This is a genomic window from Dellaglioa carnosa, from assembly GCF_026948345.1.
Classification (GTDB): domain Bacteria; phylum Bacillota; class Bacilli; order Lactobacillales; family Lactobacillaceae; genus Dellaglioa; species Dellaglioa algida.
The window spans coordinates 1-17,183 of sequence record NZ_JANXLI010000005.1 but is presented as its reverse complement, the minus strand read 5'-3'; the positions used below and the strand labels follow the sequence as shown (position 1 = coordinate 17,183).

Sequence of the window (17,183 nt, the reverse complement as noted above, 5' to 3'; positions counted from 1 at the left end):
AAAATGAAATGCGGCGTTATTTAAAGAGACTTTTAATAGGGAAACCATTAAAATCTTCTGAAGAGGGAAATCAACAATTATCAAAATTTAAGGCACTGGCTCTCTTATCATCAGATGCATTGTCATCTGTGGCATATGGGACTGAACAGATTGTTACTGTTTTGGTTGGTTTTTCTGCGATGGCAATTTGGTACTCGTTACCTATTGCGTTGCTAGTCCTAGTTTTATTGGCATCAATTACAATTTCTTATCGTCAAATCATCCATGCCTATCCTAAAGGTGGGGGCGCATACGTCGTCTCTAGTAAGAACTTAGGAAAGAATGCGGGTCTGATTTCCGGTGGGTCACTTCTAATTGATTACATGCTAACTGTTGCAGTTAGTGTGTCCGCCGGAACCGAAGCGCTGATTTCCGCTGTCCCATCACTTTATGGGCATCAGGTTGGTATTTCGGTAGTTATCATTATATTAGTAATGGCGATGAATCTACGTGGGTTACGTGAGTCCGCATCATTCCTAACAGTTCCGGTTTACCTTTTCGTGGTTATGATCATTTTAATGTTACTTGTTGGTGGTTATAATATTATGACGGGTCAAGTACCCTATCATGCAACAGCAGCAGTCGGTACTGCTGTTCCTGGTATTACAATGGCTTTACTATTAAAAGCATTCTCATCAGGTTCTTCTTCATTAACTGGTGTTGAAGCAATTAGTAATGCGGTACCTTTCTTTAAAAAACCACATGCTAAAAATGCGGCAGCTACGTTAACAATTATGGCAACACTTTTAGCAATCTTCTTCGGTGGGATTACTTTCTTGAATTACTGGTATGGAATTGTACCTACTGAAAAAGTGACAGTGCTTTCTCAAATTGCACAAACAACATTTGGACAAGGTATTTTATACTATATTTTCCAATTCTCAACAGTTTTAATTTTGGTATTAGCTGCAAATACAGGATTTTCAGCTTTCCCAATTTTAGCTTTTAATTTAGCTAAAGATAAATTTATGCCTCATTTATACATGGATAAAGGTGATCGTTTAGGTTATTCTAACGGGATTATCACGTTAGCAGCCGGATCAATTATTTTAACGTTTATCTTCAATGGGACAACATCATTGTTAATTCCATTGTATGCAGTTGGTGTTTTCATTCCGTTTACGTTATCTCAAACGGGTATGATTGTAAAATGGTATCACGATCGTCCAAAAGGTTGGATTATGAAGGCCTTTTACAATTTCTTAGGTGCTTTTATTTCACTAAGTATCTTGTTAATTCTCTTTAGATATCGTTTATCAACTGTATGGCCATTCTTTATTATTATGCCGGTCATGTACGTTATTTTCTATAAAATTAATGATCACTACAATAAAGTTGCTGAACAATTACGTTTAACAGAAGAAGCAGAAATTCACGATTTTGATGGCTCAACGGTTATCGTTTTAGTTAGTTCTGTGACCCATGTTACAACTGGGGCAATTAATTATGCGCGTTCAATTGGTGATTACGTTATTGCAATGCATGTGTCATTTGATACGAATCCTGAGAAGGAACACGAAACAGAACGTGAATTTAAAGAACGTTTTCCTGGTGTTCGCTTCGTCGATTTACATTCGTCATATCGTTCAATTGCATCACCCGTTGTGAAATTTACGGATGTCATTGCTAAGAATGCTGCTGCCCGTAACTTTACGACAACAGTTCTGGTCCCACAATTCTTACCTAAAAAGCCATGGCAGAATATTTTGCATAACCAAACGAGTTTAAGATTAAGATCAGTTTTAAATTCTCGTGAAAATATTATTGTCGCAACTTATAACTACCATTTGAAAAAATAATATTTTGAGTATGAAATGGAATCAAACAAAAAGATGTTAAGTATAATATAAGTATCGAACAATGAGATTTTAGGGGATTACGAATACTCAGTTCAATATATAATTTTGATAAATTAAGAATTTTTAGTCTAATTTGAACTTTCTAATAATTATCTTATTATAAAACAAGTTATTAAAAACCGAAAAAAAGAAAACTAGCTATAAAACCAATTCGGTTTTATGGCTAGTTTTCTTTTTCGAAGTACTACCATTCATTATGTGAAGACTATAAATAAAAAAATTATTTTAGTTCAAATTTTTGTGATCCAATTACTTTACCAGAAGAATGGTCTGTAAGTTTTAATATAACTGGCGTTTTTGTATCGGACAGTTCATACGACATTGCGCTGTCTGCAGTCGCACCACTTTTTATTTTTTCCTGTTGTGTTTTTAAAAATTTTTTATCGGGTAACCACCCCACTTTTAATGTATTAATCTGTGTTTTACTTGTATCTTGATAGGCTTCGATGTTATTTAACCATGCGCCATTAGGATCAATATCTATGCCACCAATATTTTTAGCAGAGAACCAAAATGCGATGACTGTATTCTCACCATATTCATTTCCTTTATCACCGGCTTTAATAATTTTAGTTTTAGTAATTTTTAACTTAATGTCCTTCAATTTAGCGGTGTTATCTTTAAAATAATATTTACTTTCTTTTTTTGCCGAAGACGTATATTTTTGGCTAGAACTACTTACTTCTGGTACAGTATTGCCTTTTTTACTTGTATTCAATCCGCAGGCCGTAAAAAATAATAACATAAACATTGCTATACATGTACTTAATAAAATCCTTTTCATAATAAAACCCCTTTGTGAATTATAATTTTTTATCCTTAAATTAATATTATGTAACTTCTAATACAAAGATTATACGGAATATAATTAATTTACCGCTATTATACTAAAATAAATTGTGTTTTACCACAGATATACTAGATGAATTAAGTACCTATGATAAGTACTCGTTCTTATTTTTATGGGTTTGCAGAAACGCTTGTTAAGAAATATGAAGTATTAAAAACTTAATTGAATTATTTCGGTAATTTAAGATATTATTTGTTAAGTATTTCCGTAATGGTAAGATAATGAAATTATCCGTATAAGATAAAATTTAATAAAAAGGACATATTGTTTATAACAATATTATTTTAATACAGGTTGATTAGTTTAAGTGTTTATGAGAAAATCTCATAGAAATCGGATTTTAAAATAAGAATTTAAGTATTATTTATATTGGGGGTAATTGGAATGAGAAATTTGTTGGGGAAAGTAAAGGATAGCAATAAAATATTTGGGCTGGGCGTTGTCGTTGGGATTGTAATTTGTGTACTTTTTATTAGTGGGTACTCAGTCGTACAAAGACATAACGTTCCTAAATTTGAAAATATTACGATTAAAAAGGGAAATAAAAATGAAGTTTATATAAAAAATTATATTGGCATAAATGCTGTCGATATAGGGCATTTGTTTTCGACTGGTGATGTAGTTGATGGATATGGATTTGACACTGGTGATACCAAAATAAGGTTACAGACTGACACTGGAGAAGCGGTATCCAAGAAACATATAGATAGATATGTTGTTGTCAAACAAGTTCCAAAACCTAATACAAAAATAAGTGTTTTTTCCGATGATTATGGTAATAGGAGATTGGATTTATCTGAAATTATCCTTACCGTTAAAAAGCTTGATTAAGAATAAATGAGATGTTGAGCAATTATGATAATAATCTTAAGTCAGTTTTTCTTGCGTTTTGTAATTGTACAGTCACATTAAGACTAGTAAGTTAAAATTTAATATGTGTTTTCTCTAAATTGAAATGAGCGATAGTCTAGCGGCTATATTGAATAAGATTAAGATCAGTTTTAAATTCTCGTGAAAATATTATTGTCGCAACTTATAACTACCATTTGAAAAAATAATGACCGAAAAACATCAATTGATTTTAATTGATGTTTTTTTTGAATTCAGGTAACAACGTGGTATAGTTAAAAGGATATTACAACACAATACCATGAGGAGAGGGACTATAATGTTTCCAATTATCGTAGCATTTTTCGCAACAGCGCTTATCTCCGCGTTGTTAACGCCAGTTGTTAGATTGTTTTCACTTAAGATTGGCGCAGTTGATGTACCAAATAAACGTCGAGTAAATAAAATTACAATGCCTACAATGGGCGGCTTAGCCATTTTCTTGGCCTTTAACTTCACAAACTTCTTCGTATTAAGAAATCAATACCCAATTAAAATGTTGGTCTCGTTATCGATTGCCGAGTTGGTGATCATAATTACCGGTGCTTTAGATGATAAATTCGAATTAAGTCCACGACAAAAACTAATTGGCATTACCATTGCCGCTTTGATTGTTTACTTTTTTACAAATATGCGGATGACAACATTCACGGTACCTTATTTTGGCATCGTAAACTTGGGATGGCTGAGCTTACCAATTACAGTAATTTGGATTTTGGCTATTACAAATGCAATTAATTTAATTGATGGTTTAGATGGACTAGCAACCGGCGTCTCAATTATTGCGTTGTTTACTAGCGGGTTGGTAGGGTATTTCTTTTTAGTTAATACAAATAGTTATATTGCTATCATGATGTTTACGTTGGTTGCCGCTTTAATCGGGTTCTTACCTTATAACTTCTTTCCGGCAAGAATATATCTTGGGGATACTGGCGCACTGTTTATTGGGTTTATGATTGCGGTGTTTTCACTCTCTGGGTTAAAAAATGCGACATTCATCTCAATTATCGTGCCAGTTTTAATTTTGGGTGTACCTATCACAGATACAATTTACGCGATGCTACGCCGGATTTTAAATAAAAAACCTATTTCTCAAGCGGATAAACACCATTTACATCATCGATTAATGCAAATGGGATTGACTCACCGTCAAACGGTCTTGGTTATTTATGGGATCGCGCTGATTTTTTCATTTATTTCCTTACTGTACCCAATTTCATCAATTTGGGGTTCAATATTAATGTCGGTAGCAACACTGATAGGATTAGAGTTATTCGTTGAGTCTATTGGGTTGGTTGGATCAAAACGGAAGCCACTCTTAAATTGGATTAAAAAAATTGTTAAAGCCATGACTTCAAAAAAATAAATAGAAAAAAGGATGTCCGTTTTTGGACATCCTTTTTTTACTATATTGAAAGTTCGTTATACAAATCTTGACCTAATTTAAAGGTGACCTGATTATTGAGAAGATCAATCAGGTGGTCTTGCAGGGTAATCAGCTCTTTTTGATCAACTGCAAGAGTGAATGAAACTGATTCAAGATAGGTTACTTGCTGAATGGTAACGTTATTTTTTTCGAGGTAGTTTTCTAATTTGCCAACGTTTTGGTAGGCAATCTGGCAAATAAGTTCAGTTTGCAAAATACGTTCAACAACGCCGATTGCGTCGATAGTTTGTGAAGCGGCATTACTATACGCACGAATAAGTCCACCGGTTCCTAATTTGATTCCGCCAAATTTTCGACTGACAACGATGCAGACGTTTTTAAGTTGTTTGGCTTTGATAACTTCCAAGATTGGAACGCCAGCCGTCCCAGAAGGTTCGCCGTCATCACTTTGACGTTGAACTTCCGAGTCAAGATTAAAGGTGTATGCAAAACAATGGTGTCTGGCTTTAGGTTCTAATTTTCTAACTGACGCAATGAAAGTGAGCGCCTCCTCTTCGGTTGTAATTCTGGTGATTTGACAAATGAAGGCAGACTTCTTTTCAATTAAGGTATCCGAACCAGATTTTTTAATTGTTAAGTAATTTTTAGACATAATTAATATTCCTTTACGTATTTAAAGTTATTGAAGGGATTGATGAGAATGCCACTTTCAAATTTATATGGCCGCTTAGTAACAAATTTAGAAATAGATGAAACAATTAAGTTGGATGGGCTTATTGCCTATTCGGGCATCATGACTAAGGGTAAACAGTTAACTTGTCGTAGGTGTTCCTCAAGGCTAGATCTCAGCGAAAGTCACCTACAGGGTAAGCGGTATTACTGCACCCAATGTATCATACTGGGTCGTATCTCGAGTACGACTACACTTTATACTATACCTGAACCAAACCTGTTTACAACTTGGAAAAAAAGTCCTTTAACGTGGGATGGACAACTAACAAGTCAACAAGAAGCTTGTGCTAATGAAGTTAGACAAATATTTGCGAAACCGGCTGCTCGTCATTTATTATGGGCTGTTACAGGTGCTGGAAAGACGGAGATGTTATTTAAAGGTATCGAAGCGGCATTAATGGATAACAAGCGTGTCTGTCTGGCATCTCCGCGAGTCGATGTGTGTATCGAATTATTTCCAAGGTTGCAGGCCGCGTTTAATGGCGTTGATATTTGCTTGTTGCATGGTAAGTCAACGGATCCATATAAATATACGCAATTGGTCGTTTGCACGACTCACCAGCTACTACGTTTTCAACAGGCGTTTGATGTCATGATAGTTGATGAAGTGGATGCCTTCCCATATGCCCAAAATAAACTACTCTTACAAGCGACAATCCAGGCAACAAAAAAAGAAGGGGCTAGTTTATATTTAACAGCCACACCTAGTGAAGAACTGTTAAGAGAGGTCCGGCTAAACCGGTTAACTGTCAGTTACTTACCCGTACGTTTTCATGGACATAAATTACCCGAAATTAAAATCGTATTTGAAAAATCATGGGAGAAAAAAATAAAAAAAGGACATTTACCGAAAAAGTTAATATTGAGAATGAATCAATGGCTCAAACGTGAGGATCCGTTCTTGATTTTTGTGCCTAAAATTTGGCTGTTACAACCAGTGATGCAGGCATTCAAAAAGAAATTTCCTAATTTGAAGGGGGAAACTGTGTACTCTGAAGATCCTGATCGATTAGAGAAAGTAAAAGCCATTAGATCGGGTGAGACGCGGTATCTTATTACGACAACAATTTTAGAGCGTGGCGTAACTTTTGCTAATTTGGACGTCTTCGTACTTGGAGCTGATGATAAAACTTTTTCAACGGCGGCTTTGGTTCAAATTGCCGGTCGCGTCGGTCGCAATGTTAACCGACCTTACGGCGACGTTATTTTTTTGTGTAGTAATTATACAGTTACATTGAAAAAAGCAGCGGGACAAATAAAAACAATGAATCGAAAAGCAAGGCGGTTAAAGGTATGAGAAATTGTAAAATTTGTCAGAATGAGTTTGGTCAGAAATTAACTTTAGCATTTATTGTGTCTTTTAAACCTTATGAAAAACAGCAAATCTGTCAGAATTGTCGGGAACAATTCGAGGTAATTCAGGCTGGTAAGGCGTGTGAGGGATGTGGACGAAACCAAGAGAGTCAAAAGTGTTGTGCGGATTGTAAAAAATGGCGACTTATTTATCCGGGTTGCGATTTTCAGAATCAAGCGTTATTCGTTTACAACGATTTTATGAAAGAAATTATTAAAAACTATAAATTTAATGGCGACTATCAGTTGAGAACTGTTTTTCAAACGGCGATACAAAAGAAGCTTGAAACAATCAATTTTGATTATCTTGTGGTGATCCCCGTAGATTCTGAGACAATGAATAATCGAGGGTTTAACCAAGTTTGCGGTCTTTTAACGATCAAACATAGTCATTTTTTGAAGCGAAATGATACTGTTAAGGAAAAACAATCTCACAAGAATAGGCATCAAAGGTTGGAATTGATCCAGCCTTTTGAGCTCAGCTCAGATTGTCCGGATTTAACTGATAAAGTTGTGTTAGTTGTCGATGATATCTATACGACGGGTCGAACGTTATTTTATGCGATTGACTTATTAGCATCGAGGGCTAAATGTGTTAAAAGTATAACGCTTGCAAGATGAGGGCTTTATATTTCAATTAGAAGAGAATCGAGAAATGTCTAAATAAAGATGTTTGCGATTACAATGGCGTACTAATCGTATTTTATTAGGGGATATCGTTTGTATATTCAGTCATATTCGCTTATAATTAAACCAACGGGAAGGTTATTAATTGGTTCGTTACCTGCCGTAGATTGAAGGGAGAGTTTATTATGCTAAAATACAATATTCGCGGTGAAAATGTTGAAGTTACAGATATTACTAGAGATTACGTTGAAAAGAAGTTATTCAAATTAGAAAAATACTTCACTGATACATCAAATTCAACGGCTCATGTTAATTTAAAAGTGTACTCAGATAAAACGGCTAAAGTGGAAGTGACTGTGCCAATGCCTTCTCTCGTCCTTCGAGCTGAAGAAACATCACAAGATTTACTTTCAAGTGTCGATCTTGTAACTGATAAATTAGAACGTCAAATCCGTAAATATAAAACTAAAATTAACCGTCAATCAAGAGGTAAAGGAATTAAAGAGATTGAAATTCGTAACGAAATCGCTGATGAAGAATCAGATTCTGTTGATGAAGAAGTAAGCATGTTTGATGTTGTTCGTACAAAACATGTTTCTTTGAAACCAATGAGCAGTGAAGAAGCTATTTTACAAATGGATATGTTGAGCCATAACTTCTTTATTTACGAAGATGCTGATACAGAAGGTATTAACATCGTTTATAAACGAAATGATGGTCGCTACGGTTTAATTGAAGCCGAAGATTAAGTTAGAAGGGAAAAGCCTGCTGGGTAGTTTAACTACGCAAGGCTTTTTTTATTTTTGGTTTAAAATTTGTTGATTTAGTGATACTATAAAAAATGATATTATAATTAAAAATAATTCAATAAGAGTGTTTGATATATAAGGGGAAAGCTAAATGGCAAATGTATTAAGACAATGGGTTGAAAGTGACACCCGTGAATTACGAAGACTGGGTAAAATAGCTGATACTATTGAAAACATGGCTGATGAAATGGCTGCACTATCTGATGACGAACTAAAAGCTAAAACGCCCGCTTTTAAGGCAAGATATCAAGAAGGTGAAACGCTTGATGATCTTTTACCTGAAGCATTTGCGGTTGTTCGTGAAGCCGCAAAACGTGTACTAGGTCTATATCCATTCCGTGTCCAAATGATTGGTGGAATGGTCTTAAATGCTGGTAATATTGCGGAAATGAAAACTGGTGAAGGTAAAACTTTGACGGCTACCATGCCCGTTTATTTGAATGCAATCTCTGGATTAGGTGTTCATGTTGTTACAGTTAATGAATACTTGTCGAGTCGTGATGCAACAGAGATGGGCGAATTGTATTCATGGTTGGACTTAACCGTTGGATTGAATATTAATGCAAAAACGGCTGAAGAAAAACGTGAAGCTTACGCTGCTGATATTACGTATTCAACAAATAGTGAATTAGGATTTGATTATTTACGTGATAACATGGTTGTTTATCGTGAAGATATGGTTCAAAGACCTTTGAACTACGTTATCGTCGATGAAGTTGATTCAATCTTGATTGATGAAGCTAGAACGCCGTTAATTATTTCCGGTCAAGCTGAAAAAACAACTGCAATGTATGTTCGAGCAGATCGATTTGCTAAAACATTAACTGAAGAAGAAGATTACAAAATTGATCTTGAATCAAAATCAATTTCTTTAACTGAAGAAGGAATCCGCAAGGGTGAAAAATACTTTGGTTTAGATAATCTATTTGATACAGATAACACAATTTTAACGCATCATTTAGATAATGCGTTACGTGCTAACTTTGTTATGTTACGTGATAAAGATTATGTTGTACAAGATGGCGAAGTAATGATTGTTGATCAATTTACTGGTCGTATCATGGAAGGTCGTCGTTATTCTGATGGTGTTCATCAAGCAATTGAAGCTAAAGAACACGTAGAAATTGAAGACGAAACAAAAACAATGGCAAATATCACCTACCAAAATTTCTTTAGAATGTACAAGAAGTTATCTGGGATGACAGGTACTGCCAAAACGGAAGAAGAAGAATTCCGTGAAATTTACAATATGGAAGTTGTTCAAATTCCAACAAACAAACCAATTATTCGTGATGATAAAGCTGATTTGTTATATCCATCATTGAATAGTAAGTTTAAGGCTGTAATCGCTGATATTAAAACACGTCATGAAGCTGGACAACCAATGTTGATTGGTACTGTCGCAGTTGAAACGTCAGAATTATTGGCACAAATGTTAGATGAGGCTGAAATTCCACATGCCGTTTTAAATGCTAAAAATCATGAACGCGAAGCTGAAATTATCTTGAATGCCGGACAACGTGGAGCCGTTACAATTGCAACAAATATGGCTGGACGTGGGACTGATATTAAATTGGGCCCCGGTGTTAAGGAAATTGGCGGATTAGCTGTTATTGGTACAGAACGTCATGAATCTCGTCGTATTGATAATCAACTTCGTGGTCGTGCCGGCCGTCAAGGGGACGATGGAATGACGCAATTTTATCTTTCTTTAGAAGATGATTTAATGTTACGATTTGGTTCAGAACGTATTAAGAGTTTCTTAGAACGTATGAATATTACCGAAGACGATGCTGTAATTCAAAGTCGTATGATTACAAAACAAGTTGAATCGGCGCAAAAACGTGTTGAAGGTAATAATTATGATACGCGTAAAAATGTTTTACAATATGATGATGTCATGCGTGAACAACGTGAGGTTATTTATAACCAAAGACAACAAGTTATCATGGAAGAAAAAACGTTGAAGCCTGTCATTATGCCTATGATTCAACGAACTGTAAATCATATTGTTCAAATGCACACTCAAGGTGACCAAACTGAATGGAACTTGCAAGCTATTATAGATTTTGCAGTATCTTCAATGGTTAACGAGGATAGCATTTCTTTGGCAGATTTAGAAGGTAAGGATGCTAAAGGGATTGAAGCCTACTTAGTTGATCGTGCCGAAAAGAATTATAAAATTAAAGAGGACCAATTAGTTGATGCAGCACAAATGCTTGAATTTGAAAAAGTAGTTGTGTTACGTGTTGTTGATGATAAATGGACAGCTCACATCGATGCAATGGATCAACTACGTCAGTCAATCGGACTACGTGGTTACGGACAATTAAACCCATTGGTTGAATACCAATCAGATGGATTCAGAATGTTTGAAGAAGTTGTGGGTACAATCGAATTTGAAGTGACACGTTTATTCATGAAAGCTGAAATTAGACAAAATATTAAACGTTAATAAAAAAATATCAGTAAAGGGTCACTTCCGAATTCGATAGAGTTTGAAGGTGACCTTTTTTAACAGATTAAGGAGAAAACTCATGGAACTAAGTGATTATAGGAAACAGATCAATGATATGGAACAAAAAATAACTAACTTCAGGGGGTCTCTTTGACTTAGAGACACTGAATGAACGAATTTCTGAGAATGAAGAACGGATGGCTGATCCAGATTTTTGGAATCATCAAGAAGAAGCTCAAAAAGTCATTGATGAAACAAATCAGTTAAAAGGTAAGTATGACTCTTTTCATGATTTAGAGAGCCGGGTTTCGGAACTACAAGTGATGCTTGAATTATTACAAGAAGAAAACGATCCGGATATGCTAAGTGAGTTTAATGACTTATTTGACGAAACGATGAAGGCGCTTGATAGGTATCAGTTAAGACTACTACTGAATGAACCTTATGACAGTCGAAATGCCATTTTAGAAATCCACCCAGGTGCCGGTGGAACTGAATCTCAAGATTGGGGACTAATGCTCCTAAGAATGTATACGAGATGGGCTGAAAAGAGTGGATTGACCGTTGAAACAGTTGATTATCAATCCGGAGATGAAGCAGGCTTAAAAAGTGTAACGCTTCTAATTAAGGGACTAAATGCATATGGATATTTAAAAAGTGAAAAAGGTGTCCATCGATTAGTCCGAATTTCACCATTTGATGCCGCAGGACGGCGTCATACATCATTTGCATCCGTTGATGTCATGCCCGAATTGGATGACTCCGTTGAAATTGAATTAAACCAAGATGATATTAGAATGGAAGTTTTCAGATCGTCTGGGGCCGGTGGACAACATATCAATAAGACGTCTTCGGCGGTTCGATTGATTCATATACCAACAGGAATTGTAACATCAAGTCAAGCGCAACGATCACAATTTCAAAATAGGGCGACAGCAGAAAGCATGATGAAATCTAAATTGTATCAACTTGAAATGGAAGAAAAGGAAAAAGAACGTGCTGCCATTCAAGGCGAACAGATGGATATTGGGTGGGGATCGCAAATTAGGTCGTATGTATTCCATCCTTATTCAATGGTAAAAGACCATCGTTCAGAATTTGAAACGGGAAATGTACAATCAGTAATGGATGGAGACCTAGACGGTTTTATTAACGCTTTTTTACAGTGGAAACTAAAAAATGAAAACCCAAGTTAATAAATGAAACTTAATTGTAAAACTACTGAAATCTGTAGGACCATAATCATGGTATAATGAAAACATTATGAAAATAGACATAGGAGGATTCACTGTTTGATAGAATTTAAAAATGTATTTAAACAATATTCCGATGATATTATCGCAAGTAATGATATCAATATTCGAATTGACCAAGGTGAATTTGTATACGTGGTTGGACCCAGTGGGGCCGGTAAATCAACATTTATCAAAATGATGTACCATGAAGAACAAGCAACATCTGGTGAAATTACCGTAAATAACTTTCAGTTACAAACGATGAAACCAAAAGAAGTTCCATTTTTACGAAGAGATTTAGGGATTGTTTTCCAAGATTTCAAATTATTACCACGCCTAACAATATTTGAAAATATTGCCTATGCGCTTGAAGTGATTGAAAAAGAACCAGCAGAAATTAAGGAACGTGTTGACTATGTTCTGGATCTCGTAGATTTAGCTGATAAGTCAGATAAATTTCCTGAAGAATTATCTGGTGGTGAACAACAAAGAATTGCTATTGCACGTGCGGTTGCTAATAAACCGGAAGTGTTGATTGCTGATGAACCAACGGGTAACTTAGATCCGGAAACGTCTGACGATATCATGGCAATTTTAGAAAAAGTAAATAAACAGGGAACAACAGTTATCATGGCAACTCATAATAGTATTATTGTGAACAAATATCCACATCGTTTGTTGGCTATTGAAGATGGCCGTATTGCCCGAGATGAAGAAGGAGGAAAATACGGTTATGAAAATGAGAACGTTTAAGCGCCATTTAGGTGAAAGTGTTAAGAGTCTTCGTCGTAATGGATGGATGTCTGTTGCCGCTATCAGTGCAGTTACTGTAACATTAATTTTAGTTGGCGTATTGCTCTCGATTTTAATGAATGTAAATAAATTAGCATCTGATGTTGAAAATGATGTTCAAGTTCGAGTATTTGTTGAACGCAAGACAACAAAGAACCAACAAGATACATTGAAAAAGAAACTTGAAAGTTACTCTGAAGTTAAAAAAGTCACTTTTTCAAGTAAAAAAGAACAATTACAACAAGTTGTCGGCAGTTATGGTAATGAGTTTAAATTGTTTGGTGGGGATGATAATCCTCTATATGATACATTTGATGTTCAAACGAAAGAACCAAAGCAAACTGAACAAGTTGCAAAAAAAGCTAAAACTTTAGATTATGTAAATGATGCAAGTTTTGGTGGAACATCTGCTAAAAAACTATTTAAAGTGGTTGGTAGTATCCAAAAATGGGGTATGATTATTAGTGCATTACTTCTATTCGTTGCGGTATTCTTGATATCTAATACAATTAGAATCACAATTTTATCTCGTAGAAATGAAATTGGTATTATGCGTCTAGTTGGTGCCACAAATGGATTTATCAGATGGCCATTCTTACTTGAAGGTGCATGGACCGGTCTTTTAGGGGCAATTATCCCAATTGCGTTAGTTGATTTTGGCTACATTTGGATTTATAACGGCTTACAGGCTTCATTAGCATCAACAAGTTACAGATTATTAACACCAGGAACTTTCTTGGCGGAGATTGATTTGCTATTAATCTCAATTGGTATCATTATTGGTGCGCTGGGATCATTTGTTTCAATGCGTCGATTCTTAAAGATTTAATTAAAATTAATGAAGACTGGGTGCCGTTTTTAACGGTGTCCAGTCTTTTTTTTCGATTTAGATAATCATTTTTTAATCATAATAAAGCATGATATAATTTGAGTATTATATCTTAAAGAAAATAGGTGGATTTATGGAGATACTTAAAATTATTGGAACATTTTTCATTCAGCCGACGGTTTGGTTGGCAACGATATTGATGTTTGTTATTTATAATCAGAGGGTAAAAAAAGAGCGACAAGCATTTCGGACGGCTGTCGATAGTGATTTCTATGAGGGACGCCACGCAATTAAAGTAGGAACACTCTTTGGTATTATTGGATCAGTAATTTTATTTGGAACGGGAACAATGATTCCAATGAACTGGGTACTTATCTATACGATCTGCATGATTGTAGGACTTTTGTTATACCCATTATTCAACAGCATCTATCCATTATTCTTAATTTCTGGACTTATTTATGGGATGTTGGAATGGCAACCATCTAATATGAATGTATTTAAAAATGAAACTTTCCAACCCGAATTTTTAACGGGAATCCTAATGGTGGGAACGCTTAGCTTGCTTATTACAGGTATTGCACTACACTTATTTAGGAAGAGCCAATTGTCACCAAGTACGCAGGCCGGAAAACGGGGACGAAATATATCATCATTTAAAATGAAAGAGTTGTATCTTATACCACTCGTAATATTAGTGCCAGGTAATCAATTTCACAGTGTATTTGATTGGTGGCCATTAATTCATGTAGCGGGGACAGAATACAACGTTATCATTTTACCGTTAATTATTGGATTGACGCTTCGAATATATAAAGAATTGCCAAAACTAGCCATCAGCTTTACCAAAAAACAATATTTATATCTAGCAGTAATCAGCGCCTGTTTAACCGTCATATCTGCATTTTCTCCAATAGCGGGTATAATTGGCCTAGTCATATTATTAATTGCTTATTTTGGGGATAGATATGTCATTAAACGCCATGATAATAAACAAGAAAAATGGTTTGCAGAATCTGATGAAGGTATCTTAATTGTGGGGGTACGACCAGAAACGCCAGCGGCGAAAATGGATGTCGAGGTTGGGGATGTCGTGATCCAATGTAATGGTATTAACGTGAGAAATGAAAATGAGCTATATAAAGCACTAGAAAGTAGTTCAACATATTGTCGATTAAAAATTAAAACGTTTAGTGGTGACACTAAAATAACGGAAAGTGCCATTTTTTCAGATTCACCGTACGAAATAGGGTTGGTTATAATCAAATAAATTTGGTTAGGGGATAAGTAATGAAAAAAATTTTAGTTGTGGACGATGAACCGGCGATTGTGACGTTACTAACGTATAATTTAGAAAATGCGAATTATGAGGTGCAGGTGGCAACTGATGGTCCAAGTGCGTTCAAAAAGGCAACAGAACGAAATTTTGATTTCATTATTCTTGATTTGATGTTACCAGGATACGATGGTATTGAAGTTACAAAAAAGTTAAGACAGGAAAAGATAAAAACGCCAATAATAATATTAACGGCTAAAGATGATGAATTAAATAAGATTATTGGGTTAGAAATTGGCGCGGATGACTATATGACGAAACCGTTCAGTCCAAGGGAAGTAGTAGCAAGAATTAAAGCTATTTTAAGACGTACCGAGATTAATCCATCTGGAATAGAACAAGATAATGAGGAAGTTAAAGAATTTAAAGATTTTAAAATTGATTTTGCAAATTATTCTGTCTATAAAAATAATGAAAAAGTTTCATTGACGCCAAAAGAGTTTGAGCTTTTGGTGTACTTTGTTAAACGAATAGGCCGTGTTTTAAGCAGAGAAAAATTGCTCAGTGGCGTATGGGGATATGATTATGAAGGACAGACGCGGATGATTGATATGCATGTCAGCCATTTACGTGAAAAATTAGAAGTCGATCCAAAGAAACCAGTATATTTGAAAACGGTTCGGGGATTTGGATATAAGTTTGAGGAAAATAAATGAACAAAAAAATGAAATATATGATCGCAATTTTAATAATATCGCTAAATTTAATATTTGGCATGACGTTATTATGGAGTACAACTGGCCGTTTTTTTAGTAAAACTAACCTAAGCGGCGCAATTATCTTGAGTTTTATAGAGATATATATTATTTATAAGATGGTGTCTAAGTCTGATGCGGAATCTAAGTTGATGGCAAATAGACTTAATAGCTTAGTCAATCAGGGTGCCTCATTTCATGTTTTACTGGATACGGATAGTCCAAATTTTGAATTGTCAAAGGCAATTAATCGCGTGGAGAGTTATCAAAAGAAAAGAAATGTCCATTATCAGGTTCAAAATAATAATTATCTGCGATTAATTGAGCATTTAACCGTTGGTATTATGCAAATAGATCATAAAAGACAAGTCTTAATGGCAAATGAAACGATAGATACGTTGTTGGGACGCAAGATTCAACAACAACGGCACTCGTATATTGATGACATTAAAACATATAAATTAAGTGGGTTAATTGAGAAAGCTATAAAGTTAAAAGAAAAACAACGAGCTGAAGTTGAGATTGGAAATACAAATAAGGTAGTGGATGCAACGGTGGTCTACGTCGCAAATGATAACGTTGACTTTCAAGTGATTGTAATTTTGTACGATATAACTGAAGTGAAACTCTTAGAGAGAATGCAGACGGAATTTGTTGGAAATGTAAGCCACGAGCTAAAAACACCAGTTACCGCAATAAAAGGTTTTACTGAAACCCTTTTGGAGGAACCGGTTAATCCCGTGACAACAAAGAAATTTTTGAATATCATTTACGATGAAAGCAATAAGTTAGAGGTCCTAATTCAAGAAATACTGAAATTATCAAAGGGTCAGAGAAGTAAAGAAAACATTACAAAATTTAAGTTAAATGACGTAATTGATTCTGAATTAGAACTTTTAAGCAAAAAGATTAGAAGTAAAAATTTGGAAATTAATATAAAAATACAAAAAGATTTTGTTATCAGTTTTGATAAAAGTAAAATAACAACTATCGTGGAGAATTTACTACAAAATGCCGTTAAATATAACGTAGACAACGGTTCAATTTTAATTGAGGCAGGTATGAATGAAGAAAAAACATTTATTTCGGTTTCAGATACGGGTGTCGGCATTTCAGACGAGGACAAAAAAAGAATATTTGAACGCTTCTATAGGGTTGACCAGTCTAGAAGTAAACAAATAGAAGGTAATGGGCTTGGACTTTCTATTGTGCAGGAGCTAGTAACGGCAATGGGTGGGGAAATCGTTGTTAAAGATTCAATCGGTAGGGGAATTCAAATCACGATTTATTTATA

General features: G+C 34.9%; 15 protein-coding genes. 13 read left to right on the top strand and 2 right to left on the bottom strand.

All coding sequences use genetic code 11. From position 1 onward, the window contains the following. Positions 1-8: 8 nt before the first annotated feature. Positions 9-1,838 carry an APC family permease gene (locus N0K80_RS06100; protein ID WP_146342889.1) on the top strand — a complete coding sequence of 610 codons (1,830 nt, stop codon included), beginning with the start codon at positions 9-11 and terminating at the stop codon, positions 1,836-1,838. Between the two features lie 280 nt (positions 1,839-2,118). On the opposite strand, the gene N0K80_RS06095 is transcribed toward N0K80_RS06100, so the two are convergent. Then, positions 2,119-2,682, bottom strand: coding sequence for a DUF5067 domain-containing protein (locus N0K80_RS06095; protein WP_269024162.1), 564 nt, complete (start codon positions 2,680-2,682; stop codon positions 2,119-2,121). Between the two features lie 450 nt (positions 2,683-3,132). On the opposite strand from N0K80_RS06095, the gene N0K80_RS06090 reads away from it, so the two are divergent. After that, on the top strand, positions 3,133-3,579 hold the full coding sequence (locus N0K80_RS06090; RefSeq protein ID WP_269024163.1) for a hypothetical protein: 447 nt from the start codon (positions 3,133-3,135) through the stop codon (positions 3,577-3,579). Between the two features lie 337 nt (positions 3,580-3,916). Beyond that, positions 3,917-5,002 (top strand): glycosyltransferase family 4 protein, encoded by a 1,086-nt coding sequence (locus N0K80_RS06085; protein WP_146302665.1) that lies wholly within the window; start codon positions 3,917-3,919, stop codon positions 5,000-5,002. Between the two features lie 40 nt (positions 5,003-5,042). Here N0K80_RS06085 and N0K80_RS06080 read toward each other — a convergent pair whose 3' ends face one another. Continuing rightward, a complete protein-coding gene (locus N0K80_RS06080) occupies positions 5,043-5,675 on the bottom strand; it encodes a YigZ family protein (protein ID WP_269024164.1) in 633 nt (210 codons plus the stop codon). A gap of 48 nt (positions 5,676-5,723) precedes the next feature. Here N0K80_RS06080 and N0K80_RS06075 point away from each other — a divergent pair, with 48 nt between their 5' ends. The 10 genes from N0K80_RS06075 to N0K80_RS06030 form a co-directional block, all read left to right on the top strand. Beyond that, entirely contained in the window at positions 5,724-7,052 is a 1,329-nt protein-coding gene (locus N0K80_RS06075; protein WP_269026230.1) for a DEAD/DEAH box helicase, read from the top strand. Continuing rightward, positions 7,049-7,729: a ComF family protein gene (locus N0K80_RS06070; protein WP_269024166.1), complete on the top strand. Its 681-nt coding sequence runs from the start codon at positions 7,049-7,051 to the stop codon at positions 7,727-7,729. Before N0K80_RS06075 ends, N0K80_RS06070 begins: the two co-directional genes overlap by 4 nt. Positions 7,730-7,920: 191 nt before the next feature. Next, positions 7,921-8,484, top strand: coding sequence for a ribosome hibernation-promoting factor, HPF/YfiA family (hpf, locus tag N0K80_RS06065; protein WP_146342886.1), 564 nt, complete (start codon positions 7,921-7,923; stop codon positions 8,482-8,484). Between the two features lie 151 nt (positions 8,485-8,635). Then, complete coding sequence (secA, locus tag N0K80_RS06060) at positions 8,636-10,999, top strand: preprotein translocase subunit SecA (protein WP_269008341.1); 2,364 nt, start codon at positions 8,636-8,638, stop codon at positions 10,997-10,999. 82 nt (positions 11,000-11,081) lie between these two features. Continuing rightward, a protein-coding gene (gene prfB / locus N0K80_RS06055) for a peptide chain release factor 2 (RefSeq protein WP_112251078.1) occupies positions 11,082-12,198 on the top strand; the annotation gives its coding sequence in 2 pieces (ribosomal slippage) (positions 11,082-11,153 and positions 11,155-12,198; 1,116 coding nt in all). Between the two features lie 96 nt (positions 12,199-12,294). Then, complete coding sequence (ftsE, locus tag N0K80_RS06050; RefSeq protein WP_057974283.1) at positions 12,295-12,990, top strand: cell division ATP-binding protein FtsE; 696 nt, start codon at positions 12,295-12,297, stop codon at positions 12,988-12,990. Then, on the top strand, positions 12,971-13,858 hold the full coding sequence (ftsX, locus tag N0K80_RS06045) for a permease-like cell division protein FtsX (protein WP_112251076.1): 888 nt from the start codon (positions 12,971-12,973) through the stop codon (positions 13,856-13,858). Before ftsE ends, ftsX begins: the two co-directional genes overlap by 20 nt. A gap of 133 nt (positions 13,859-13,991) precedes the next feature. Then, complete coding sequence (locus N0K80_RS06040; RefSeq protein WP_269024167.1) at positions 13,992-15,128, top strand: PDZ domain-containing protein; 1,137 nt, start codon at positions 13,992-13,994, stop codon at positions 15,126-15,128. A 20-nt stretch (positions 15,129-15,148) separates the two neighbouring features. Beyond that, positions 15,149-15,850, top strand: a complete 702-nt coding sequence (locus N0K80_RS06035) for a response regulator transcription factor (protein WP_269024168.1) — start codon at positions 15,149-15,151, stop codon at positions 15,848-15,850. Between the two features lie 59 nt (positions 15,851-15,909). Beyond that, positions 15,910-17,183 (top strand): sensor histidine kinase (locus N0K80_RS06030; RefSeq protein ID WP_269026228.1); only part of this gene is annotated, 1,274 nt, incomplete at its 3' end.